Here is a 23,855-nt window from a genome sequence, read left to right as displayed (position 1 = left end):
CAACTTATAATAATTAAAAGGATTGTTTATATGAAGTCTTTACTCTACATCTTAGCTCTTAGTTCAATACTATTTGCATCTGCCGATTCGGCTGACACCGCAACTTGTAAGAAGTGTCATCCTACTATTACCGCTGAGTTTGAAAGCTCTATGCATAAAAAATCATCTATATATGATGATAAAATTCACAAAGCTGTATGGGATAAACACCCTGCAAAAGCTAAAGGTGACTATAAGTGTGCAAAGTGTCATACACCAAATGCAACTAGCGAAAAAGAACAGCATGAAGGTATCACATGTATTAGCTGTCATACTATTACAAGTGTTGAAAAACATGCTAAAGCAAACAAGAATGTATACTCTAAAAAAGAGAAGACTTTTTACTCTGCTGAGGCTGGTAGAGAAAGTGAAAAAGTTGAGTATAAAAAGACAACTTCATGGTGGGGGAATAAGACTACAGTCGGTTCGGCATACCATGACATAGATTATACAAATGAGAACTATTACAATGGTCAGATGTGTATGGGTTGTCACTCTCACAAACAAAATTCACATGAATTCTCAGTTTGTACAACTGATGAAGAGGGTGCTAAAGAGAAGGATTCAAATTGTATCACTTGTCATATGCCAAAAGTAGATGGAACTGCTACAACAGTTAGGTTAAGTAAACAACACGCTTTTCATGGTTTTGCAGGTGCAAGAGTTAAACCTGAGATGCTAAGTAAATATGTTGAGTTTGGTTTTCAAAATGCAAATAGAGGCTTTGAGATTACTGTAGAGAATAAAGCACCTCATAATCTTATGACTCATCCTCTAAGAGTAGTACAATTAAGAGCTACTTTGATAAGAGATGCAAAACAAACTGATCTAAAAACTCATACTTTTGTAAAAATAATTGGTAAAGACGGCAAACCGGCTATGCCTTGGTTAGCAACAGAAGTTGTAAAAGATACTATGATAAAAGCTAATGAAAAAAGAGTTGTTAAGTTTGATGAAGCTCTACAGAGTGGTGATAAAGTAGAAGTAGTTCTTGGTTATTTTATAGTAAACCCTAAAGCTCTTGAAAAATTGAATCTCCAAGATGAAAAAGAGATAACAGAATTCACAGTTCTAAAAAGTAAACACTTCAGCGTAGAATAGATGGAAGAAAACTAGTATCAATCTATATTGATACTAGTTGCTAAAAATATAAATTATAAAGTTTGTAGCTTGCGTTGAGTATCTCTCTCAACACGCTCTTTTACTTTTTTCAGAAGAGGCATCTTCTCTATTGATGAATTTTTCATATGGCATTTATCTTTAAAATCTGTCTCAACACATATAGTTGTTGAAAATCCGCAGTACTCATCGTGTTGACAAGAATCATTATTTTTAAAAGTTGACATTATTTGCCCTTATCTTAAGTTATGGGTATTATATAATTTTTTAAGTAAATATACAGTTTTATTTACATAATTTAACGAAATCTTCTATTTCATTGTTTATTTTTGTGTAATTTTTTAGTCCAATTTTTAGTGATTCTGGTATCTCTTTATTAGCAGCACCTACTAAAAGACCCATAACCATACCTCTATGTACATTATCTCCTCCGGCATTTGCATTATCAAGAAGAGAAGATGTAAAATCAAATTTATTTTTATATAAAAAATAATATATCAAAGGTACACCATGCTCTGGGTAGCAGGCAGTTGCAAATCTATTTGTAATCATACTCTCATCAGTTGCATCTGAGAGTATTTCACTTAAGAACTCATCTGAATACTCTGTGTGTATTTTCCACATTTGATCTTTAGGAATATTGCCAGGTCCATGAGCTTCAAAATATCTTTTTGATAGATCTTTGCCATGAATCTTTATGAGGGCGACTTCTTTTGCCGACTCTGTTAAAAGACTTAGAGAATCATCTTTGCTTAGTAGATTTTCAAGTAAAGGGACTAGCTTTCCAAGTGCTGATGATACAGTCTCAGATCTGTGAGTAAGTTGTTGATGGCTGATTCCTATGCCTAAACCCTCAAAAGAATTTTTTGCAGTCAGAGACAGAACAAGTGGACGGATTATTCCGCCATGAGAACCTATTGACCATCTGTCTCTTTGGCTAGGTGCGCACAATTCCGGTGCTACTCCTTTTGAATAGTTTTCAAACCAGTCCCGTATATATATCTCTAAATATGGATCGTTGTTAGCATCTACGTCTGTCATATACTCTATAAAATCACTTAAAAACTCACTCTGTTCGTAACCTTCATTTTTTATGATTGAGCGCATTAGGACTCTTACTAGATTTGCTCCAGCTTTTAGACCATGATGGTAGTGGTACCTCTCATCAAGGGAAGGCATCAGATTTGCATGTTCACCTGAGTGTACTTTTGTGTGTATATCTAAGTGGCTATATGTAGTGTTGTAAAATCTTGAATGTTAGTGAAGTATATCGTATGGACGATTGAGTCTTTTTGCACTTTCTATATCTGGAGAGTAAGTGTTTCTAAACATAAAAGATTCAGGATGTGGATGCAGAGCGTCGTTGTAGCCGGTGATTTTGCCAAAGTCTTTTTTTATGTATTCACGTTTATAGTACCAATGTACCGGCATGCTAATGGCATCATAGATAAAGAGTCCCCAAAGTGCATTTTTGACTTGAATTAAATCTTTCATAGAATATCCTTTAAAACTAAAGTTTATTATCGTCTATATCAACTCCACCGTATTCTAATGTATAAATCAAATCAGTAGTATGCAATTTTTCAAAATTTGCTAACATGATCTCTTTTAAATAATCTTTTTCTGCTGCTTCTGCTCTCATTAAACTACTGGCAAAAATACCTTTTTTATCTAGAACTAAAGATGTTATATCATTGTCCATGTTTATGTGATTCATCAGCTCTTTTATATCTGTCTCAAAAATCGAACTAAGCATCGAAAACATTCCTGCCAAGTAAGCTTTGTCTTTTTGTTTAGGTTCAGCTTCTGCTTCCATTCTTTCTGCTCTTTTTATAGCAAGTGCGAGTATTGTTTTTGAAGCTGGATTTTGTGAAGCTTCAGAGTATAGGTAGACCATTAACCATCTTAGTAGTTTCTCTCTCCCCATAAGAGTGATTACCTGAGTTAAAGATTCTACCTGTACATCAAATTTTTTAGAGTTATTGAAAAATTGAACAAGTTTAAAAGAGAGGTCAGGCTGTTTTTTTATGAATGATTCTAGCTGTTCAGTAGTATCGTTATCTTTGATTATTTTAATAAGCTGGAGTATTATAACTTGGGCTGGTTCTTTTGTACCGATAATTTCCATCATCTCAGGCTTATCGAGATAGTAACCTTGTAGATAGTCAAAACCCATTTGTGAGTACTTTAAAAAGTCCTCTTTTGTCTCAATATTTTGAGCCAATAGTTTAATCCTAGTACCTTTAAACTTAGCCTGAACTTTTTCAAGATTAGAAGCTTCAGATAGAACAATGTCCATTTTAATGATATCTATAAAGTTAAAAAGTCTGCTAAATTTTGTAATCATCTGAGCACTTGAATCAAAATGCTCAAGAGAAAAACTAAAGCCTCTTTTCTTATACTGAATGATTTTAGCAATTACATTGTCAGTTAAATCAATGTCTTCTAGTATATTTAAAATAAATCTTTTGTTGTCTAAAACATCTAAGATGCCTTTTGTTAAGGTCTCTGCATCCACATTGATAAAAGCTAATGTTCTTTGGCCTAGTAATTTGTCTAGTTCCGTACTGCCAATAGAACTTATAATAAGTTTAGAAGTTCCTTTGACACTACATGAAAGACCTGTTGTCTGGTTCTCACTGTCTCGAAAAACTATCTCATAAGCAAAGATATGCTTTTTATTATCAAATATTTTTTGTTTAGATATATTAATTACATTCATCTCTATATCCTTGATTTTTTATATTATATCATTTTCTAATATGACACTCTATAATATAAAAAAATTAGTAAATAAAGAAAGCTACTTAAGTAGAGGAAGAGTATCTAGCATCTCTTCACAGTAGTCCCACTCATCAAGTGTTTCTTTCCACTCTAGTGGTATTGCATCTACACCTTTATATGCTCCAAGAACCATACCGATTGCTATACCTCGTGAAGCATTATCTCCACCAACCATGGCGTTAGCCTGTAGTGCTTTTTTTAGTCCGTCTTCTTCGTTGGCATATTTTAAGATGAAGTAAACTGCTCCTGGAAGTGTCCCCTCGGTTGGACTTGCTTTTCCTACCTTAATAGGCTCTGAACGACCTACATCCCATAGTCTAGCCATACTTGTAATAGCAAGATCATCAGCAAATTTCTCACGGTATAGTGCTGAGTTTTCATCTGTAGCTTCTTTGTATTTAGCAATAGCTTGAGAAACTTTATCTGCAAAAAAACCACCCATATCTACAGCAACCATTTGTATAGCATCTGATGGGCTTATCCCGTTTATAACGCGGTGAGTTACACGAGCAAAAAACTCAGCACCGCCAAGAGCATGAACATCTTTGTGTGTAAACATACTTTTTCTTGCTACATCTATTATCTCTGTTTCACTGTCATAGTAAGCATGTGCTGCAACATGACGAATTGCCATAGCATTAGAGATGCCGCCAAGATGCTCAACAGGTACGCCTTGTTTTACCTGTGCATATGTCTCTTTTGTCATTGTACAAACCCAAGAGCCCCAGTTGTTCTCAAGTCTTTTCATCCAGTGCGGAATCATGTTGGCAACATTAAAAGGTCTAGGAGTATCAGCGATTGCAGCCAGATACTCTAAAACTAAAATATTATAATCACCATAGTCAGTAGTTCCACCGGCTTTTTTACCAGGATGATAGTTGCGCTCACCCCAGCCGATACCATGAGTTTGACCACCCATCATCTCACCTGGTGACATGAACTTTTCTATGGGTTTTTCTCCGTAGGCTTGGTATATTTTTTTGGCGTCATATTCATAATGACTACCTAAGCAGAGTGCATCAGCTACTATCGCTCCGAAAAAAGTACCTTTGATTTTTTCTTCTTTTGTAATATTACTCATAATCTATTCCTATTATTTTTAGCAATTGTATCTACGGAATGTTTTAAATGACTTATTGATTTAAAAAGTTTTTTTTAGCTTAGAATGGTTTAAGATGTAGGAAGTTAAATATCACAATCCATAATTTTAACGATGGAGCCTTTATTTGTTTCTTTTGAGAGTTTTATGCTATTTTGAAGCTTATCTATAATTGTATTAATATTTTCATCGCTTGTTATTTCTACTATTGATATAGAACAGGTTAGATGCCCATTTAAACCAAAAGGTGCTTTTGATATTTTGTCTCTGATTGCTTTAGCGGTGTCATCAAGCTCATCTTTTGAGATTTGAGCAAAACTTATCATAAACTTATCTCCATGCCAGTGAGCGAGTATGTCTTTATCACGAATAGAGCGTTTTATAATCATCGCTATTTTTTTAATAGTAGCATCTGTAGCATTGATTCCATTGGCTCTAATGAAAGCGTTGAAATCATCAACATCGATATACATAAGAGAAAATGACTTTATCTGTCCATCTCTGATTTTTTTCAGATTAGTTTTGATGATAGATGTCATATGCATCTTATTTGAAGCTTTTGTAAGTGCATCTACAGATAGTAGCTCAGCTAGTTTTGACATCTTCTCTTTTAAGAGTGTTTGCAGCATTATGTTTTTGATCTCTTTCTCAACCCTAGCTAGCATCTCTTCAGCTACAAATGGTTTTGAGATATAGTCAGATGCTCCAAGGTTAAATATCTTTTTTATAACATCAGGTTTTGTAAGAGATGTAAGAAAGATTACAGGAATATTTTGAGTTTTTTTGTTTTCTTTGAGTTTAGTTATCGTCTCGTAACCATTCATAATTGGCATCTCAACATCTAAGATTATAAGATCAGGTTTGTTGTTGTTAATGGCTTCAAGAGCTTCTTTGCCATTTGAAGAAGAGTTGATTATGTAGTTTTTTGGTTCTAAAACATTTAGGAGTGCTGTGATGACAAGAGGACTGTCTTCAACTATATGAATACTGTATTTGGAGTATTCAATTGCATTTGGGTCTAAGTCTTGTCCTTCCATTAGTTGTCCTTTATAAGTAAGATAAGTATAATGGAATTAAACTTTAACAAATATTAATATTTTTTATACTAGTCAATCACATAATATTGCGTAAGAATCTCTAAAACATGTTCATTTTCATCTTTAAAGTAGACTCTTCGTCCACCATAACGAGTGTTAATCTTCCAATACTTTTAAAAACTAAAAGCCAAATACCTTCTCATATAGGGGAATAATAGTATGGTTGAGTGTGATTTCCATAATCTACTGCTTACTTTACACAATTACCTTATTTTGTGCAGGTAACTTCACTGATTCTATCGCAGTACCAGCCATCACAAACTCTACCACTGCTAATGATTTTTGTAGGCGGAGTATCGTTTTTAACTACATGAGATACTGAACTACTATATTCCATTAAACGGCAGTACGCATCTGCCGCAGGCTTTCCACAGCTTCCACCCCATGTATAGCAGATGTCTAAAGCATAACCATCAACACTCGGCCCCATAAAAAGTTTTGTTTTAGAAGCTGCTGGTCTATCTATAATAATAACTTTTTCTTTGACAATAACTTTCTCAACTAGAACAGGTTTTTCTACTACAATAACCTTTTCTTGTATGATTACTTCCGGTTTTGGAGCTGGTTTAGGGCAGTCTTCAAAGTCACAGTCTAGTTTATCCATAGCTTTAGCAGCTGCGTCATTTGCTCGAGAATAGTCACTTGCAGCAAGAAAACTGCTTAGTAAGATGATGGAGAGTATTATTTTTTTCATACGTTTGCCTTTAGAAGGTTTTGATTTTAGTAAGTATAACATAAGGGCTTTTTTATGTGTATTTAAATCAGCGCGTGTACCTTTGAATAGACCTAAGATTCCTTAGTGCTTTGACTCTCTTCTTTTTGTTTTTTCTTACGATGTCTAGGTTTTTTCTTTTGGTTTTTTTGAGATTTTGAGTCTTTTTCACTTATCTCTGTAGGAATAAAACCAGCTATTTCTTCTTCAGGTATTTCAAGCTTCATCTTAAACTCTATAATTTGCAACATTCCTTCTTCATCTGGAGCAACGAATGAGATAGCTTCTCCAACTTCATCTACATACGCTAAACGAATGAAATACTCTTCTTGCTGAATAGGAAGATCATAGTTTACGATTCGTTGTATATTTGTCAGTTCAAGTGATTTTAAAATCATGTCCGTTGTTATAATAATATTTATCTCAGATGCATTAAAAGCTTTACCAGCTTCTTCAATCTGCTGGATTCTAAGATTGCCATGTATTGCTGGAGCTTGAATATCTTTTGTTTTAAGGTATGCACTTAGTGCATCTGCATTACGCTTACTTTTTACAAGAACTGCAGTTTGCTTAGACTCACTGTTTTTTATAAATTGCTCAAACATTGCTGCTTTATCGTGTTGCTCGCAAGAGTAAACTACTTGCTTAGTACGTTTTCCGACACTGACATTGTCAAAGTATCTTTTTCTAGGTTTTTTGATTTTCACATCCATAAAATAGTTCCCTTGTAGGTTTGGGCGAATTATAGCTGAGTGTAGATAAAAATATATAGTATTTAAATATTTCCAAAACCAACAATATTTAGTCTTGTATATGGGTCTTCTTTATCAAGCATAACTTCAACTTTAGCTACTACTGCTCGATTGATTCGAGTAAGAGAACTATCAAATGATTTTGCAACATGAACAAACGAAAGAGAAAATGGCATAGTTATTTCTGATATACCTTTTTTACGAATGATATCTACACAAGCATTTATAAGTTCTTCATAGACCAGTTTGTTTGTTGCACGTTGAATTCTGTAATCTTTCATATAAGAGAGGTTGTTTTTTAAAACTTCTTTTTCTATGTTATTTAGTCTGTCATGACTATCTACATCTGAAATCTCTGCATCTATCTTATTTTTATATGCCCAGACGCTATCACTAAAAAACTTGTCAAAATCAGGTCTGTATTTGTGTAGAACTTTAAATATTTTTTCTTCATCTATATTCTCTCTTGGATTTATAGTAAGTTTGGTGGTTTTTTCAAGTTTTCCTAAAAAATCAAGCATCTGAGCTGCCGCTTCTATGTAGACGTACTTGTCCTCTTTACCTATACTAAAGTCGACACCTCTGGCACTGATAACAGGTTTATTACCAACGTATTCTAACTTCATGACGACCCCTTTAGTATAGGTTCTATATTCAATTATAGCTTAGAGTGATTCAAGTATCTCTTATGTTTTTAAATTTAATGTTTAAGAGTTTATATTTCTCTGATAGAATCCCAATCAAATTTTAATTTGAAGGATTTTTAATGCAAGAAAATATTAAAAACTTTGTTGAAAATAGTAAGTTTCAAAACTTCATAATAGCCTTGATTATCATCAATGGTATTACTATGGGTTTTGAGACTTCTAAAGGTTTTATGGAGAGTTACGGCTCTATTATTCATATATTTGACAAACTGGTAATCACAATCTTTACTTTAGAGATAATGCTTCGCATCTATGCTCATAGAGTCTCGTTTTTTAAAGATACATGGAGTCTTTTTGACTTTGCCATCGTAGCGATTTCTTTGGTACCTTCAACTGGAGGATTTGAGATATTCAGAATCCTAAGAGTAATAAGGCTTTTGAGACTTATCACAGTTGTTCCACAGATGCGAAAGATTGTTATGGCTCTTGTGAGTGTTATTCCTGGGATGCTTTCTATCGCTGGACTCTTAATGCTGTTGTTTTACATCTTTGCAATCATGGCAACTCAACTATACAGCGAGAGTTTTCCTTTATGGTTTGGTACTTTAGGAGAGTCGTTTTACACACTCTTTCAGGTTATGACCTTAGAGTCTTGGTCTATGGGAATAGTAAGACCTATAATGGAAGTTCATCCGTATGCTTGGACGTTCTTCATACCGTTTATATTCATGGTGACATTTATCATGATAAACCTAATTGTAGCCGTGGTAGTAGATGCTATGGCTGAGATAAATAAAGATGAAACTAGTTGTGTAGTAGAAGAGATTCATACTCATGAAGATCATACAGCCCTGCAACTAAAAGCGTTACAGTTAGAGATTAGAGAGTTAAAAGAGTTAGTGCGAGAGAAGCTTTAGTTTCTTCTCTCCATACCACCACAGATATAGGGCTGAACTAAAGATAATCAAGTCTAGTCCCACCCACATAGAAAATATTCCAAAATTAAAATAGCTTAAAGCACTAAACACAATAATAGGAGCAATGAGCTGTCTGTAGACACTTACTGGAAAGATAACGGCCGGTTTTGCTATACCTTGAAGCATCCCTATATAGACAAAGATAACTACAAACCCATAGGAAGCAAGTCCGGCAATACGAAGATATAATGCAGCTTGTTTTATAACTAAAGGATCAGATGTCATAAGTGAAGCTAAAAACTCTCCAAATATAAAAAACGATGCCACTCCTAGAGTGGATATCATCCATCCATAAGCAATTGCAAGTTTTACGGTCTCAGGAATACGACTAAAAGTTTTAGCTCCATTGTTTTGAGAAATTATGGAAAGAACAGCGATATTTATCCCAACTACAGGCATAAGAAAGATTTGCTCTATTCTCATTCCTATACCAAATGCTCCAACTGCTTCTTTACCAAAAGGTGCTACAAAGTAAGTGATGATATACATACCAAATGCCATCATAAACATGTTTATACTTGGTGGAAAACCTTGTTTTAGAAGCTCTTTCATTATGTCTATATTTAGCTTTAATTTACTACAACCACACCAGATTTTTGTTCTTCTAACTTTGTAAAAGAGGTATAAAACCGTAATCCCCTCGGATATAAGTGTCGCATAAGCTATGGCACTAACACCTAATTGAAACTCTATTATGAAGATGTAGTCTAAAAAAACATTCAAAATGGCAGTGAATATCAAGATATTTCTAAATGATATAGTGTCACCGGTTGCATTTAGTATGGCATTTAAAAAGAAAGCTACTATGAAGAGAAAAGATCCATACAAGATCGGGTTGATGTACTCGTAAGTTTCAGCAACATAAGAAGGATCACCGAGTGCAACTACTAAGTAAGGAACACCAAAAAGTCCAATTATAATTAAAAATATAGAAAGAATAATGGCAAATACTAAGGAGTTTAGAACAATCTGCTCGGCTTTTTTTATGTCTTTTTTACCAAAAGCATTTCCCACTAGAGAAGTTACTGCTTCACTCATACCAATGCCTATAGCCAAAACCATAAAAAATATAGATCCTGATAGCGAGAGTGCAGCAAGAGCTTGAGTAGATATCATCCCCGCAAAAATAGTATCTGTAACATTAAACATTGTGTGAAAGAAGTAGCCTATGACAGCCGGTACTGCAAGTTTTATAATATGCTCTTTGATGACACCTCGTGTCAGGTCTATGTGCATTCAGATTGTCCTTGGCTAATAAACTTTGTTTAAGATCAGCATATATTCACCTGCTAGTTCATGATTGTTTGGCTTAGCTGGCGGTTTTTTGTATGGATGAATCCATTTTTTCCCATCGTAGAGATGCTTGAAAAATACTAGGTTGTTATCTAGATATAGATTTAGCTCATTACTCATGCGTATGCATCCGTGTGACTGAGGGCTACCCAATGGCGCAGTGCTGACGTGCGCATGCATGGCAAATTTTAGTTTGTCAGTTATGAGTTTGTACTTTTTAGGATCTGTTATTTTTGTATTGTTCTCATCAAATGAGTTATAGCGAAGACCTTTTTGCTCACCAAAGTAAAAGATAAATCTGTCTTTCTTACCGTATGGCATCGTGATGTTGTCTTTATATATCTCTCCATCAGAGCGCCATCCACTCTTGATGCCAAAAAATCCTGCAGGTGTTTTAAAGTAGTGGGCATCACCGTTTGTTACTTCTACTTCTCTTTTGATGTTTCCACTAGCGATAAAATCAAAGCCTATAGGATAGAAGTCCTTTGCTGTTTCGTCCCATAAAACTACAATAAGTACTTGTTTAGATAGGTCAACCAAAGTCATAAACTGAGAATGAGAAAGATAGTTTCGCTTTTTCCAGAGCTGTTTTTTAGCTTTTTCCCAGTATTGGTTATATATACGAAACTTTTTGGCTCTATCTTTAACAGCTTTATCAACAAGAGCCTTATCGTTGTGCTTAATATAGAGAGGTTTTAAAACAACTTCATCATGAAAATCTTGTTGCATTTTTTTTACGTCGAATGATGAAGCTTGTAAGAGTATTGATAAGAGTATAGATGTAAAAAATAGTTTAAAAAATATAGTCATTTTAGTTGAAGTGACCCTCTAACTTTATACTCTTACTAACGCTAAGCTGTTGGTCTTTGAACCATTTTGTAGTCTCTATTTTAGGAAATACTTCTATAAGGATTTTAAGTGGAGTTTCATCCCAGTCATTTGTGTTGTTAGATATGCTCCAGTTTAATTCACTCATAATATATGAAAATATTTTGTTTAGAATATTGTATGAAGATTTTAGGGCTTCTTTATCATCACTTTTTTCGTTTCTAAGTATAGACTTTACAACTTGTTTTCGTAAGTCTCTGGGGTATTGCTCTTTTAGTGCATCTATGATTTGTTCGTGCATAACATGTAACCTTGTAGATATTTTGCGTATTGTACAATATCCAAATAAAACTTTTAATGAGTTCTGATTTTACCTCTTGGATAGTCATGATTATCGGTTGGTATTTCTCTAGTCCAATCTGTTTTTTGGTAAGCCTTAGGTGAAAACCTAGAGTCAACAGAGTTTTTGGCTTCATCTTTTGCATTTTCCTGCTTAGCCTTTTGAATTTTCATTTCACTTCCGCATTTTTTATAATCATTTTGTATCTCTTGCGCACTAAGAGTTATCGCTCCAAGTAGAAGCATTAATAGCTGTATAGTTTTCATAAATAGCCTTATTTAATATTTATTTTTACTATTGTACTTAAAGCATTTTTATTGAAGTTTAAAAAAAAATACACCCTGAATATAGGGTGTTATTATAAAGGTCTATAAACCCTGACGTTTTCACTTTTTTTGGCATCTCTTAGATACTGTGCATGTAGTTGACTCATGATACCTTTTTCACAGTAGAGCAGGTACTCTTTATCTTGTGGAAGTTTCTCGAACTCGGTTTTGAGTTTATGAAACGGTATTTTTATACACTCACATGATGTTTCTATGCAGACATCTTCCGCTCGTATATCTATGACTACAAAATTACCCTGCGTTAAGTCACTTACAACTTCTATGGGAGCTTGATTACTGATGTCGTCAACTATCTCATCCACATAGATATGCTGTGCATCTTCTACTGCCTTATCCAGCACTTCATAGTTAAACTTTTTAGCTTCTCTTTCCATACGTTTAAAAGAGCCGTGAGTGATAGGATTTTGGGAGATTACACCGCAGTACTCAGGCATGCTTTCTGCAAAATGGCGTGTTCCGATGTCGTCTGCTATAGCCATAATCTCTGGTTTATTCATGGTTGAGAGTGGACGCAGTATGAGCTTGTTACTTGCTTGGTCGATTATTGCAAGGTTTCTAAGTGTCTGTGATGATACTTGTGCGACACTCTCACCTGTAAGGAGTGCATCTATCTCAAGTGAGTCGGCTACCTTTTCAGATGCCATAAGCATTAGGCGTTTAAGCGTGACTCCCATATATGTCGGTGCTGTAGAGCGAAAAATCTCAGTAAGGACATCATCAAAAGGTACAGATATAAACTTAACTCTATGAGATGAGCCAAACTTTGACCACAGGTAAAGGGCTACTTGTTTGACTCCGATTTCATGTGCCATTCCGCCAAGGTTGAAAAATATAAAGTGTGTTTTTATTCCTCTTTTCATCGTGAAGTAGGATGCTACTGTCGAGTCAAATCCTCCCGACATCAAAGATAAAATATCGCCTTGCGTACCGATAGGAAAGCCGCTTAGACCTTTGTACTTTGTAGTAATAATATTTAACTGACTCTCAATCAGCTCAATTCTCACAGTTACATCAGGGTTGTGAAGATCAACTTTTTTAGCATCTGTGTGTGCCAGAAGATAACCGCCAACCGTGCTCTCAAGCTCCGTAGACTTAAAAGTATGTGTACCTGAACGCTTTGCTCTTACTGCAAAGGTCTTATCTTCTAAACTCTTGGCTACTATTACACCGACTTTGTGTTTAATCTTATCAAGTGTATCGAGGTTGTCGAACTGTAAGACTTCAAGAATCTGCTCGATTCCAGGAGTGTTAATAAGAGTTATTCTAACTTCAGGCAGTGCACTGATGGGTGTTAGGACTTCGATCTTGTCAGAATACTTTCTTACTTTTATATCTGCATCTATGCGTTCTAGTAAAGTGACTAGGTTTGTATAGAGTTGTCCTGTCATTTGTCTTCTTGCTGAAGAGCCTTTTATCATGATCTCAGGGAAAAATTTTAGGATGAATTTTTGTGTTTTACTTGATGGGTTTTGCACGACATAGCCTTAGTTTATATAGATGGAAGTATAGCATACGAGAGTGGTTGTAGTTTGATTAGTTTATCTTTTTTGCTAGCAGTGCTTGTTTTTTCATCTTGTATATCTCGTAGTCCTCATTTTCAAACTCATCATAGTATAGAACTTCCCACGAGTCATCTAGCATCTCTCTAAGCTCTTGGCTCTTTAGTAAGTTGTTTGTGTCTGATTGTTTTTCGTTTTCATCACTGAGCATATATGTCTCAACAAAAAGTACCCCATATTTTTTAAGTGCGTTCATTGCTGATGCTAAAACTTTTCTATCAAGAAAGTTAGCCATAACGATAATGTCATAGTAGTTTTCTTTGATATTGTGTGTATCTAAATCAACTTGAGTAGCATTTATCTTAGAGAGAAGGTTTCTAGTACGCGCATCAGCTTCTAGCGCTTTTATAGCTGCTTCGGCAATATCAAATGCATCTACCTCAAAACCACACTCAGCCAAGAAGATACTGTTTCGTCCTGAGCCACAAGCTAAGTCAAGAGCCTTAGTCCCTTTGCAGTGTACGATGTTGTCTTGTAGATTTTTACTGGCTTGTCTTGGTCTTAGCAGTTGGCTTTTTTCGAGATACTTAGTATCCCATTTTTCTTTATCTTTTAGTGACATTATCTGTTCTTTTCTTTATTTTTATTTGAGTAGTGTGTAGCACTTACAACATCGCCAATAATAGCTTTATGGTAGAGGTATGGTTCTTTTATATTTTGAATCACATATCGACCACCGGATGTAGTAATAACTTCGATAGTACCAACATCTAAGATGTGTTTTAGTCTTTGGTTTATTGGTTTAATATATATAGTTCTTATATCTTCAAGGTTTATAGGAAAAATCTCTTTTATCTTATGACCTTTAACTATGATGAGCCTGTTTTGAGTAAGTAAACAGTTGTATGATTTTTTCTCTTTTATCTCTTGGAGGTTAACGTAGAAAGTTCGTATGACTAAGACAGCACCGATGACACCTATCTCATACTCGTAACCTATAAAAAGCAGAACAAACCCCAACATATATAGTAAAGCAATAGATGTATAAAAAGTTTTAGAGATGTCTGCTTTAACTAAAACAGACTCATCTTTATGGAGGATCTTCTCAATATTTTTCATAACGGTAGTTTAACATTATTGTATCTGATTATGAAACATTTTAATATTTGCTTTTAAATATAAATATTATTAACTACTTTAAAAACAATATTGTAAAAAATAATATATATAGATTGGAATGTCCCCTATAAACTAGACACTAATTAATTCAGTAATTTAGATAGAATAATGCCAAAGCATTATGAGATTTAATAGGGTTAAAAATGGCAAGAGTAGTTTATAGTGAAGAGTTTAGAATAGAGGCTGTAAAACAAGTTACTAAAAATGGTTATAGCATATCTGATACAGCTGAAAGATTAGGTGTGCATCCAGATTCACTCAGAAATTGGATAAAACGACTAGAGTCACCTCAAGCAATCCAAAAACATCAAATATTAGATGAATCTCAAGCAGAGATAAAGAAGCTCCAGAAAGAACTAAAGCGAGTTACTGAAGAGAGGGATATTCTAAAAAAGGCCGCGGTGTACTTTGCAAGCCACACAAACTAAAATACTCTTTTATTAAAGAGTATAGTCAATTTTATGCAGTGCATAGACTGTGTAAAGTAATGCAAGTACACAGAAGCGGATATTATCAGTGGCTTAATCAACCTATTTCAAATAGAGAGCTTGAGAATCAAGAATTGCTTATTCAAATAAAAGAGGCTTATAAAGAATCAAATGGAGTTTATGGTCATAGAAATATCCATAAAGATTTAAAAGAGCTAGGAATACATGTAAATAAAAAAAGAGTAGCTAGACTTATGAGTGAAGCCAAGCTCTACGGTGTTGGTACTTATAAACGCAAGCCATACTCTAAAGCTGGTCCAGTTCACAAAGCACATCCAAACCATTTACACCAGTGTTTCATATCAGGAAAGCCAAATGACACATGGGTTAGTGATATAACTTATATTAGAACTAAAGAGGGATGGATATTTTTAGCTACTGTTATAGATTTGTATAGTAGAAAAATCATAGGTTGGTCAACTGGGCACCGTCAAACTACATCTCTAATTATAAGCGCACTTAAAATGGCAGTTGCAAGGCTAAGTAAAGATGGTAAGGTAATTCTTCATTCAGATCAAGGAAGCCAATATAGCTCTTATGAGTATAAAAAGTTTGCAAAAGAACATAATATTATTCTGAGTATGAGCAGACGAGGCAACTGTTATGATAATGCTGTTGCTGAGAGTTTTTTTAAAACTCTTAAAAAAGAGCTAGTCAGAAAACAGATATTTTTAACGAGAGAAATTGCAGCATCCAAAATATTTGAATATATAGAGATGTTCTACAATTCGAAAAGAAGACACAGTTATTTAGATTATATTTCACCAAATGAGTTTGAAAAAAGATATAATGAAAAGTCTTTAAAAAAGTAGGTTTTTACTGGTTAAGTAATTGTCTAGTTTATAGGGGACATTCCAGATAAAATAATTAAAAGAGAAAAGAAGAGAAGAGAATATAAAAGGATACGCTATGCATTTGCATTATATACACGAGATGGAAGAAGCTGTAGACGCAATTATTAAAAGAGATTCTTTATCGGAGTTGTGGAGAGACAGAGCGCATATTATCAGTGTTGCAAAAGAAACTGATAATTTGAAAATAATAAATGATATCTTCGATGTTTTTATCAAGTATGAAGAAACTATTGATATCGGAATATATTCAGCAATCCGCGATAATTGCTATATAGATCAACACTTAAAAGAAGAGATCAATGGGTGTCGTGCAAAGTTGAGTCAACCAACTCTTGATGAATTGGATGATATGGAGATGCATGTCTTGTAGATTACTCTATAAGTTGAAGCTGTTTTTTAGTTAGGATGTTTCTTGTGTCGTAAAGACAACGAAGATGAAGCATCGTAGCCTCAGCTCTTAGTTCTGCTAACTTTTGAAGAGAATCTTCTAAACTATCTGGGTTTGCACCATTTGAACTTGCTTTAACTATCTCAGCTTCTAAAGGAAAAACTTCACCTTTTATAGTTGCAAGACCACCAACTGTTCTTATTCTAATCTCTTTTAGTTTTGTTTTTTGTTCAAGGCTTAGAGCTAAATCTTCATCATCCCATAACTGCATTATAGTACCAGTAATATGTGGTAGTTGTCCATGAATAAGAAACGGTTTTTGTTGAGCAGATAAGCTTGTTGAAGCTAGAGCTAATACCAACAAACTAGCTATCGTTAAAAATTTTATTTTCATTTTTTTGTCCTTGTAAGAGTTTCCTCTATTATTTGTTAGAGTAATGATATAGTATTTGTGTTAATACAATGTTAGGACTAATATATGATTTTGATAACTATGTTGAGAAAGTAGTATAATAATGCATGGAAGCGCATGACTTTATTTTAACGCTGTTTTTAATTTTAATTGTATCAAGAATTTTGGGTGAGTTGTTTGCAAGATTTGGTGTACCGTCTGTTCTTGGTGAAGTGTTCGCGGGAATTGTTCTTGGTTCATCTATTTTAGGTCTTGTTGAGCCAAATGAGATACTTAAAATTTTAGCAGAGATCGGGATTATATTACTTCTTTTTGAAGTTGGACTGGAAACAGATTTCGCTCGTTTAAAAGATGCAGGAACCAAATCGCTTATTGTGGCAATTCTTGGGGTTGTTTTACCTTTAGTATTTGGGTTTTCTGTAGCATATTATCTTTTTGAGTTGTCATTTGATATATCTCTGTTTATAGCTGGAACGCTTACCGCAACGAGTATTGGTATCACGGTTAGAGTTTTAAAAGATATACATATGCAAAATACAAATATAGCTCAAATTGTGATTGGTGCGGCGGTAATTGATGATGTTATAGGTATTATATTACTTGTATTTATCTACGATTTTTCAATCTCTCATGAAGCTAATTTTAACCATACTTTATCAGTAGCCGGTATGGTTCTGACATTTTTAATCTTAGCTCCGATTTTAGCTAAAACACTCTCATATATAATACATAAATTTCATGGTAAAGATTTGGTGCCTGGCTATATTCCAACTATTATAATCTCACTTATTTTACTTTTTGCATACTTGTCACATTTAGTTGGAGCACCTGCTATTTTAGGTTCTTTTGCGGCAGGTATAGCTCTTTCAAGAAGATTTTTCTTGCCATTTGGTGCATTTTTAAGTACAAATGATAAACTTCTCCACGAAGTACAAATAAACATGAGACCAATTATTCAAATATTTACACCTATATTTTTTGTTATGGTTGGTCTCTCTATGGATTTGACTGTCATAGACTTTTCATCTTCTTCGTTTTGGTTTATGGGAATATCTTTTGTATTTATTGCTTTTTTCAGTAAGTTTGTAGGTGCATTTTTCATTATTCAAAAGTGTGTCAGAAACAATGTAATAATAGGAATATCTATGATACCAAGAGGCGAGGTGGGTTTGATATTTGCCGAGATGGGCAGAGTAAACGAAATCTTGCCGAATGAAATCTATGCAATGCTTATATTTGTGATAATCATTACAACGGTTATACCGCCATTTTTACTAAAGAAATATTTTAAAGGTGAGTGTGTTTAGGACATCCTTTTCTTAAAGCTAATATGTTGACATTAAACCAGTATGACCATTTTTACAAAAAAGGTTCTAAGATAAAAAAATCAAAGAAAATATAATAAAAAACTCAACGCTTGTGAGTTTAAGCAATAGTGGACACATGAGCATGATAGAAAATCCAGATGGATTTAAAAATGCAGTGAGAAGTTTTTTACAAATAAACAGGTAATACGTACTTTATGGAGTAGCTGCTAGATGTTTGAGTGTGTTTAAGTGTTTAGTGCTTAATGACTGCAATGAAACAGTTTGCGCTAAACTAACTAGAGAGTTATAAGAGCTTAAATCTAAATGTTTTTCATATAGTGCATATGTTGCAAGTACATCGTTTAGTTTCTCTTTAGAAATAAATATCTCCGGATAGTTGTATAGATCAGAAAGTGTATTTGCTGTATGTTTATGGTTAAAAAAAAGTTTGTTGGTTTTACTGATAGCGATATCTTTGTCAAGACCTTTGCCTATAAGTATATTTCTTATATCAATCTTTACATTTGAGATTTGTAGAGTGTTTTTAACTATCGAGTATGGCTCATGTTGAAGTGCTAAAAGAGGATTAAATGCACTACTTGTTAATAATATTAAAAGTACAGAACGTTTTGAAAAAAAATTTTTGTGTATCATTTACGATTCCTTTTATTTACTCTATATTCACTATGCTATCAGTCATATGTAAATCATTAATTAACATGTTTTATATTAACTGTATAACTTCATTAAAATATCTAAAGCGTCCAGATCAAGCTTTGAAAAAGCAAACCACTTTTTACCAAGGTCTTTTAAACTAGCTCCGATGTGGTAAACATCTTTGTCATCAAGTATGAGAAATCTATCATGTGATGAATCAAACTTTTTTAGTTCTATTTTTTGGTACTGAGTGTTGTGTCTTTTAAGGTCTAGTTGTAGCTCTTTAGTGATATTCTTTGTGTAGATGCAAGCTTTTACATCAGCATCTCTTTTTGAGAGCAGGGTAAGTACACTCTCGTCGCAATAGTTGTCTACCAAGACTATGCTTTTCTTTGCACTTTTTATAAGGTCAGATACAAACACATAAGCATCATAAACCTGTCCATCGTAAAAGATACCTTGTTTTGGTTTTAGCTCCTTACTCTCTATGGCATCTAAGATAGCATCTACCTTTTCATCGGTTTTGAATTGCTTTTGTTCTAGTGAATCTAGCCTTTGAAATACTAAAGCATTGTTAGACATGAATTTTCTCATTTGAACAAAACTTTTCATAATACTAATGCTGACTGATACGGCAATATCGCTTTTTAGTACAGCTGACAACATAGAAACACCTTGCTCAGTAAAAGCAAAAGGTAATTTCCTAAGCCCCATTGTTTCTCTATTGGAAGTCGCAAATTGCGACTTCCAATTTTCTAGCTCATTCTTTGTAAGTTGAAACATAAATTCATTGGGAAATCTATCTATATTTCTTTTTACTTGCTCATTTAATCTTTTGGATTCAACTCCATAAAGCTCTGCTAAATCTCTATCAAGCATAACTTGGAATCCACGTATAGAGTAAATCTTGTTTTTAATAGTCTCTTCGTTTATAACTGATATATCATTCATAACAAATCCTAGATACTTTTATGTATCATGGCACAAAAAAAGGTTTTGATTTAAAAGTATGACAGAATGAAAAGTTTATTTATTCACAACTTCCTTCAGTCTCCCCAACACCCGAACCATAGCCAAAGTATCCAACTCACAATACTCCAAAAGTGCATTCCTCATCTTCTCTTTATCCTCTGCATCTAGCTTTGACATGTTGGCAAATGCACTCATGGCTTGGCTTCCGTTTTGTACTCCGTCTAGCTCTTTGTATGCATCTTGCATCTGAGGGACTAGGGCAGGTAGTACGTACTTTATGGAGTAGCTTCCATTCATGCTTGGAGTTACATAATGTTTTTGCTGGAACGGTGTCATGAGGTCTTTTATGTTGTCATGAATATTTAGTAGATGCTCACTCAGCTCAGGGTAGGTAGACGCCAGCTTTTTTATGACACCTTTTTCAAAGCCCATGTTGTACGCTAGGACTGTTACATTACGTGGTATGTCTTGGCAGAGTTTACGTGCCAGATGCTCTCTTGGGTCGATGCCGTCAGGTGCTAAAAATTCCATATGTTCAAGTCTGCCGTCCTCATGCTCTATGTGCAGTGAATACTGAAACGGTATCTGCATAAAAGGACTTATTCCTTTAAACTCTGGTACGGCTTGTTGAAAGGTCTCAAAGTCCAAATGGTACACTGGATAGGTGAGGGTGCTTAAAAACTCTTCTATGGCAACTTTATCTATGTGTGTGACGCCAGATTTATAGTTGCTGACCGCCCCAGCTTGTTTGGCTGTCATATCAAAAGAATCGGGTATGTCTTTTATGTCTACTATGCCTTGTTCGTAAAGCTCGACTTGCTTTTTACTTCCAAGGTTGAAAATGTTAAATACCGAGTACTCAGGGATACCTCTTTGAACTCTCCAGCAGTAGTGGAGTGCATCACACTCATAAGGGTTTTTACACTGCTTGCCTATGTCGATGTCTGGTTCATTGGTTTTGTCGCTCAGGTAGTTCTCAAACTCTTCTAAAACATGTGGAATATTTGCTTGAAGTTCAAGTACGTCTTGGCTGACATCTACCACAGAAAAAAGCTCGTTTATGTCTAACTCATCACCTCTGATGTAAGAGCTGTTTATGTGGATAACATTTGCACTTTTGACATTGAAGCCAAGAGAGCGTAAAACATAGTGCTGAATAGACACATCGTGAATATATATGTCCTTTACAGATGTGGAGCTTTTGACCTCGTAGATGCTAACACCGTCTGCATCTACGCGGAGTATGTCAACCATCACCAAGATGCCATCGTAAGAAAATGTAGCCTCGTAGATGTTTGGCATTCCGTCTTCCATGTATTGTTCAGTTGTGGATAGCATCTCATCATGTTCTCTTGAAAACTCTACTTTTTTTCCCGCGGGAAAAAGCTCACAAGCCAAAGCTCCTACAGCATTACCAGTTTCAAAAACAGCCTCAGCAGATGCATCTGTAGGTGTAAGCACAGAGGATTTGTGCTTTTTTAACCAAAGTGCTTTTGGGCATTGGATGCCACGGGTGTAAAGGGATTTTGAGAGGGTCATAAATATATTTTTAGGTTAAAAATAAATATTCTTTTTATACTTTTCAATTTTTTGATGCTTCAATATAAAAATAAGTTTGGTTTGGGTTCAATGCTGTCATGACATTGATGGTGATTTTTGCAAGCTTCTGTACTTCAAAAATTGATAATTTATATTGATTATAAAAATCTGCGATACTTCCATGACTATCCATGTGTAAACCCTTTACTACACTATCGAGTTTTAATTCCAAATCTTTATCGTTAGTTATTTTATATTCACTTTCTTCGAAATATGAATTAGCAAATATATGTGTTACATTTGAAGATGAAATTTTTTGTATTATAACTCGAAGTTTTTCAAGATCAAAAGAACTTTGATTTTTATATTCTTGTTCTATAAATTTACTTATAAAATTTGTTTTCATAAAACTTTCAATTAATATTCTAATTTTATTACCATAGTTAATTGATTCATTAAAATTTTCATTAATTGTAGAGTTTTCTGCAAACGTTAAAATTTCTTTAAATAGTAATAAATAAAATGTATCAAAATACCCTGCAACTTTATTTTTAGAAATAAAATTTATTAAATTATCTTGTCTGTCTAATTGAAAATAAGAAGTATTTTTACCTAAAATTCTGATTATATTTGTCATAAAGAGATGACTGTGTGTCAATACAAAAACTTGTGCTTTGTCATCCTTTCTATCTAAAATTTCTCCTGCAATTTCTTGATTTATTTTAGAGACTATATATGATGTATTATAAACTCTGTGCTCGTCTAAACTTGATATAGGATCATCAATTACTATTACTAAATTTTTTAAAGATGATTTGTTATAAAATAGCTTTAATCGAGCTAAAAAATAAGCAAAAGTTATTGTAGTTTTCTCTCCCTCACTTAATACCAATCTCAAGTTGTCATTTTCAATAATAGATGATGAACTAATAGTGATTTTATAATCTTCATTTACGGAATACTTTGATAGATTTAAAGCTTTTAAGTAAAGATTTATTTGCTGAACATCTGGTCTTCGTTTATTTTGTAATTCTTGTATTTTCAATTTAATACTTACAAGGGTTTCGTCTAAACTTAGAAATTCATTTTCTAAACTTTTTATTTTTTCTAAACTTTCAGTTTTTGTTTTTTGATAATTGAAACTATCTTTTTTAGCTTTTTGAATTTTTATATTTTTGAATTCTTGCTTTTTGACTTTTAAATTATATTCTTGCTCTTTTTTACTTTCTAATATTTCTATCGTTAAATCAATGATTTTGTTTACTTTACCAAAACTAGCGTATATGTCTATGAATTGCTTGCCGTATTGTTCCTGATTATTAATACCTTTTTTATCAGCAATTAACTCTTTGAGGTGTTTTGTTTGTTTTATAATTTCATCAATACTATTAGTAAGAGTAATGTTATTTGCTTCAAAGTCATCTAAGAAAGGCTTGAATTTTTGAAACTGTTCTAAAATTTGATTCTTACATTCATTCCATTTTTCTAATTCATTCCTTGTATCTATTTCTAGTTTTTGTGACAAATTATCGAAGTTATTTACTGCTTCATTAAAATAATTGGTATATTCATCTAAAATTCCATTTTTTATTGGTTGATTACAAAATGGACATAAAATATCTTTAATAATTTTTCTTCCATCTTTAACAAACTGTTCACCAACTTTTAGAATATGAGCTTTTATCTTTTCACTAACTTGCCCTGCTTCTTTTTCCATATCAAAATCAAATAAAGAGTCAATATTAGTTTTGTTATTTAACTGAACTAAACTAGCTATTTGAATTTCAGTTAAACTGTCGAATTCTTTTATAGCTTCGTTTAAATCGTCAAATTCTTTTTGTGCATCTACTAGTTTCTTTTCATCATAATTATATTTTGAAATATCATTTAATTCATCAGATATTATTTCAAAATCCTCTGCTTTTATTTGAATAGAACTTGATGTGATATTTTTTCTTATTTTTTCAATATCTTTTATAGCTATTAAAGTTTTAATTTGTTCTTTTCTTATATCAGAATTTTCATCAAGATTTTCAATGTCTCTAATATTTCCAATTCGACTTATTTTATCTTCTAATTTGATTTTCTGCTTATTTAACTCTTCAATCTCTTTAGTTTCCTCTCCAATTGCTGAACCTTCCAAGACTATTGTTTCATCATCAAGTTTTTTAAGTCCAAATTCTGAGCTTAAAGGTGCATTATATTGTAGAAAATCACTGTTATAAACTTCAATATTAAATGGAAGAATAGGTAAATTTGTTGAATCATTAATGTTTAGTATTCTATCTGACAACTCAAATTCTATACTTGGTGCAATTTGTGAGTTTATACTTTGATATTTTGAAATATGGGTGTTTTTTTGTATTAATAATTCTAATGCTCTTGTTACAGAGGTTTTGCCCGACCCATTATTTGCAAAAATAACATTATAGTTTTGAAACTCTTCATCACATGTTACATTGTCAAGACCACAAAATGAAGTAAAACGATTTATTTTTTTTATATGAATAGACATCTAATTCCTTT

General features: G+C 33.4%; 26 protein-coding genes. 5 read left to right on the top strand and 21 right to left on the bottom strand.

The window, feature by feature from the left end:
- The first annotated feature begins 30 nt into the window (after positions 1-30).
- Positions 31-1,140, top strand: a complete 1,110-nt coding sequence (locus SMGD1_RS14265) for a multiheme c-type cytochrome (protein ID WP_008337374.1) — start codon at positions 31-33, stop codon at positions 1,138-1,140.
- 53 nt (positions 1,141-1,193) lie between these two features.
- Here the strand turns inward: SMGD1_RS14265 and SMGD1_RS14260 are convergent, their stop codons facing one another.
- From SMGD1_RS14260 to SMGD1_RS14220, 9 genes are all read right to left on the bottom strand, one after another.
- Positions 1,194-1,385: a hypothetical protein gene (locus tag SMGD1_RS14260; RefSeq protein ID WP_008337186.1), complete on the bottom strand. Its 192-nt coding sequence runs from the start codon at positions 1,383-1,385 to the stop codon at positions 1,194-1,196.
- A gap of 58 nt (positions 1,386-1,443) precedes the next feature.
- Entirely contained in the window at positions 1,444-2,337 is an 894-nt protein-coding gene (locus SMGD1_RS14255; RefSeq protein ID WP_008337160.1) for an ADP-ribosylglycohydrolase family protein, read from the bottom strand.
- Between the two features lie 78 nt (positions 2,338-2,415).
- The gene (locus SMGD1_RS14250) at positions 2,416-2,652 is read right to left on the bottom strand and encodes an ADP-ribosylglycohydrolase family protein (protein ID WP_008337527.1); all 237 of its coding nucleotides are present in this window, start codon (positions 2,650-2,652) and stop codon (positions 2,416-2,418) included.
- A gap of 16 nt (positions 2,653-2,668) precedes the next feature.
- Positions 2,669-3,880: an EAL and HDOD domain-containing protein gene (locus tag SMGD1_RS14245; RefSeq protein WP_008337272.1), complete on the bottom strand. Its 1,212-nt coding sequence runs from the start codon at positions 3,878-3,880 to the stop codon at positions 2,669-2,671.
- A gap of 81 nt (positions 3,881-3,961) precedes the next feature.
- A complete protein-coding gene (locus SMGD1_RS14240) occupies positions 3,962-5,023 on the bottom strand; it encodes an ADP-ribosylglycohydrolase family protein (protein WP_008337125.1) in 1,062 nt (353 codons plus the stop codon).
- Between the two features lie 104 nt (positions 5,024-5,127).
- Positions 5,128-6,078 (bottom strand): GGDEF domain-containing response regulator, encoded by a 951-nt coding sequence (locus tag SMGD1_RS14235; protein WP_008337298.1) that lies wholly within the window; start codon positions 6,076-6,078, stop codon positions 5,128-5,130.
- A gap of 268 nt (positions 6,079-6,346) precedes the next feature.
- Entirely contained in the window at positions 6,347-6,832 is a 486-nt protein-coding gene (locus SMGD1_RS14230) for a hypothetical protein (protein ID WP_008341615.1), read from the bottom strand.
- 92 nt (positions 6,833-6,924) lie between these two features.
- On the bottom strand, positions 6,925-7,563 hold the full coding sequence (locus SMGD1_RS14225) for a helicase-related protein (RefSeq protein ID WP_008337219.1): 639 nt from the start codon (positions 7,561-7,563) through the stop codon (positions 6,925-6,927).
- Between the two features lie 62 nt (positions 7,564-7,625).
- On the bottom strand, positions 7,626-8,228 hold the full coding sequence (locus SMGD1_RS14220; protein WP_008337559.1) for a hypothetical protein: 603 nt from the start codon (positions 8,226-8,228) through the stop codon (positions 7,626-7,628).
- A 140-nt stretch (positions 8,229-8,368) separates the two neighbouring features.
- Between SMGD1_RS14220 and SMGD1_RS14215 the strand changes: the two genes are divergently transcribed.
- Positions 8,369-9,166: an ion transporter gene (locus SMGD1_RS14215; RefSeq protein ID WP_008341611.1), complete on the top strand. Its 798-nt coding sequence runs from the start codon at positions 8,369-8,371 to the stop codon at positions 9,164-9,166.
- On the opposite strand, the gene SMGD1_RS14210 is transcribed toward SMGD1_RS14215, so the two are convergent.
- From SMGD1_RS14210 to SMGD1_RS14180, 7 genes are all read right to left on the bottom strand, one after another.
- Complete coding sequence (locus SMGD1_RS14210) at positions 9,146-10,462, bottom strand: MATE family efflux transporter (protein ID WP_008337207.1); 1,317 nt, start codon at positions 10,460-10,462, stop codon at positions 9,146-9,148. The genes SMGD1_RS14215 and SMGD1_RS14210 overlap by 21 nt on opposite strands.
- 15 nt (positions 10,463-10,477) lie before the next feature.
- Complete coding sequence (locus SMGD1_RS14205) at positions 10,478-11,329, bottom strand: L,D-transpeptidase (protein WP_008337403.1); 852 nt, start codon at positions 11,327-11,329, stop codon at positions 10,478-10,480.
- A gap of 1 nt (position 11,330) precedes the next feature.
- Positions 11,331-11,648, bottom strand: coding sequence for a hypothetical protein (locus SMGD1_RS14200; RefSeq protein WP_008337565.1), 318 nt, complete (start codon positions 11,646-11,648; stop codon positions 11,331-11,333).
- Between the two features lie 53 nt (positions 11,649-11,701).
- The gene (locus tag SMGD1_RS14195) at positions 11,702-11,953 is read right to left on the bottom strand and encodes a hypothetical protein (RefSeq protein ID WP_008337150.1); all 252 of its coding nucleotides are present in this window, start codon (positions 11,951-11,953) and stop codon (positions 11,702-11,704) included.
- A 92-nt stretch (positions 11,954-12,045) separates the two neighbouring features.
- Positions 12,046-13,509, bottom strand: coding sequence for a tRNA uracil 4-sulfurtransferase ThiI (gene thiI, locus SMGD1_RS14190; protein WP_008337176.1), 1,464 nt, complete (start codon positions 13,507-13,509; stop codon positions 12,046-12,048).
- A 58-nt stretch (positions 13,510-13,567) separates the two neighbouring features.
- Positions 13,568-14,155 carry a class I SAM-dependent methyltransferase gene (locus tag SMGD1_RS14185; RefSeq protein ID WP_008337155.1) on the bottom strand — a complete coding sequence of 196 codons (588 nt, stop codon included), beginning with the start codon at positions 14,153-14,155 and terminating at the stop codon, positions 13,568-13,570.
- Entirely contained in the window at positions 14,155-14,652 is a 498-nt protein-coding gene (locus SMGD1_RS14180) for a hypothetical protein (protein WP_008337359.1), read from the bottom strand. Before SMGD1_RS14180 ends, SMGD1_RS14185 begins: the two co-directional genes overlap by 1 nt.
- Before the next feature lie 203 nt (positions 14,653-14,855).
- On the opposite strand from SMGD1_RS14180, the gene SMGD1_RS14170 reads away from it, so the two are divergent.
- Together SMGD1_RS14170 and SMGD1_RS14165 are read left to right on the top strand one after the other, a co-directional pair.
- Positions 14,856-16,012 (top strand): IS3 family transposase gene (locus SMGD1_RS14170; protein WP_430738972.1). Its coding sequence is split into 2 segments (ribosomal slippage): positions 14,856-15,105 and positions 15,105-16,012, totalling 1,158 coding nucleotides; the frame shifts between segments, so codons are not numbered across the junction.
- A 97-nt stretch (positions 16,013-16,109) separates the two neighbouring features.
- A complete protein-coding gene (locus tag SMGD1_RS14165) occupies positions 16,110-16,424 on the top strand; it encodes a hypothetical protein (RefSeq protein WP_008337083.1) in 315 nt (104 codons plus the stop codon).
- A 1-nt stretch (position 16,425) separates the two neighbouring features.
- Here SMGD1_RS14165 and SMGD1_RS14160 read toward each other — a convergent pair whose 3' ends face one another.
- Positions 16,426-16,836 carry a Spy/CpxP family protein refolding chaperone gene (locus SMGD1_RS14160; RefSeq protein ID WP_008337545.1) on the bottom strand — a complete coding sequence of 137 codons (411 nt, stop codon included), beginning with the start codon at positions 16,834-16,836 and terminating at the stop codon, positions 16,426-16,428.
- 125 nt (positions 16,837-16,961) lie between these two features.
- Between SMGD1_RS14160 and SMGD1_RS14155 the strand changes: the two genes are divergently transcribed.
- Positions 16,962-18,161: a cation:proton antiporter gene (locus SMGD1_RS14155; RefSeq protein ID WP_008337174.1), complete on the top strand. Its 1,200-nt coding sequence runs from the start codon at positions 16,962-16,964 to the stop codon at positions 18,159-18,161.
- A gap of 213 nt (positions 18,162-18,374) precedes the next feature.
- On the opposite strand, the gene SMGD1_RS14150 is transcribed toward SMGD1_RS14155, so the two are convergent.
- From SMGD1_RS14150 to SMGD1_RS14135, 4 genes are all read right to left on the bottom strand, one after another.
- Positions 18,375-18,815, bottom strand: coding sequence for a hypothetical protein (locus SMGD1_RS14150; protein ID WP_008337076.1), 441 nt, complete (start codon positions 18,813-18,815; stop codon positions 18,375-18,377).
- A 75-nt stretch (positions 18,816-18,890) separates the two neighbouring features.
- Positions 18,891-19,769: an ORF6N domain-containing protein gene (locus SMGD1_RS14145; protein WP_008337311.1), complete on the bottom strand. Its 879-nt coding sequence runs from the start codon at positions 19,767-19,769 to the stop codon at positions 18,891-18,893.
- 75 nt (positions 19,770-19,844) lie between these two features.
- Positions 19,845-21,329: a DUF2779 domain-containing protein gene (locus SMGD1_RS14140; RefSeq protein WP_171801010.1), complete on the bottom strand. Its 1,485-nt coding sequence runs from the start codon at positions 21,327-21,329 to the stop codon at positions 19,845-19,847.
- Between the two features lie 43 nt (positions 21,330-21,372).
- A complete protein-coding gene (locus SMGD1_RS14135) occupies positions 21,373-23,844 on the bottom strand; it encodes an AAA family ATPase (protein ID WP_008337340.1) in 2,472 nt (823 codons plus the stop codon).
- Positions 23,845-23,855 lie beyond the last annotated feature (11 nt).

The sequence above is a fragment of the Sulfurimonas gotlandica GD1 genome, from assembly GCF_000242915.1.
Taxonomy (GTDB): Bacteria; Campylobacterota; Campylobacteria; order Campylobacterales; family Sulfurimonadaceae; genus Sulfurimonas; species Sulfurimonas gotlandica.
Note: the sequence above shows the minus strand (reverse complement) of the source record. Positions and strands in the feature narration are given on the sequence as shown.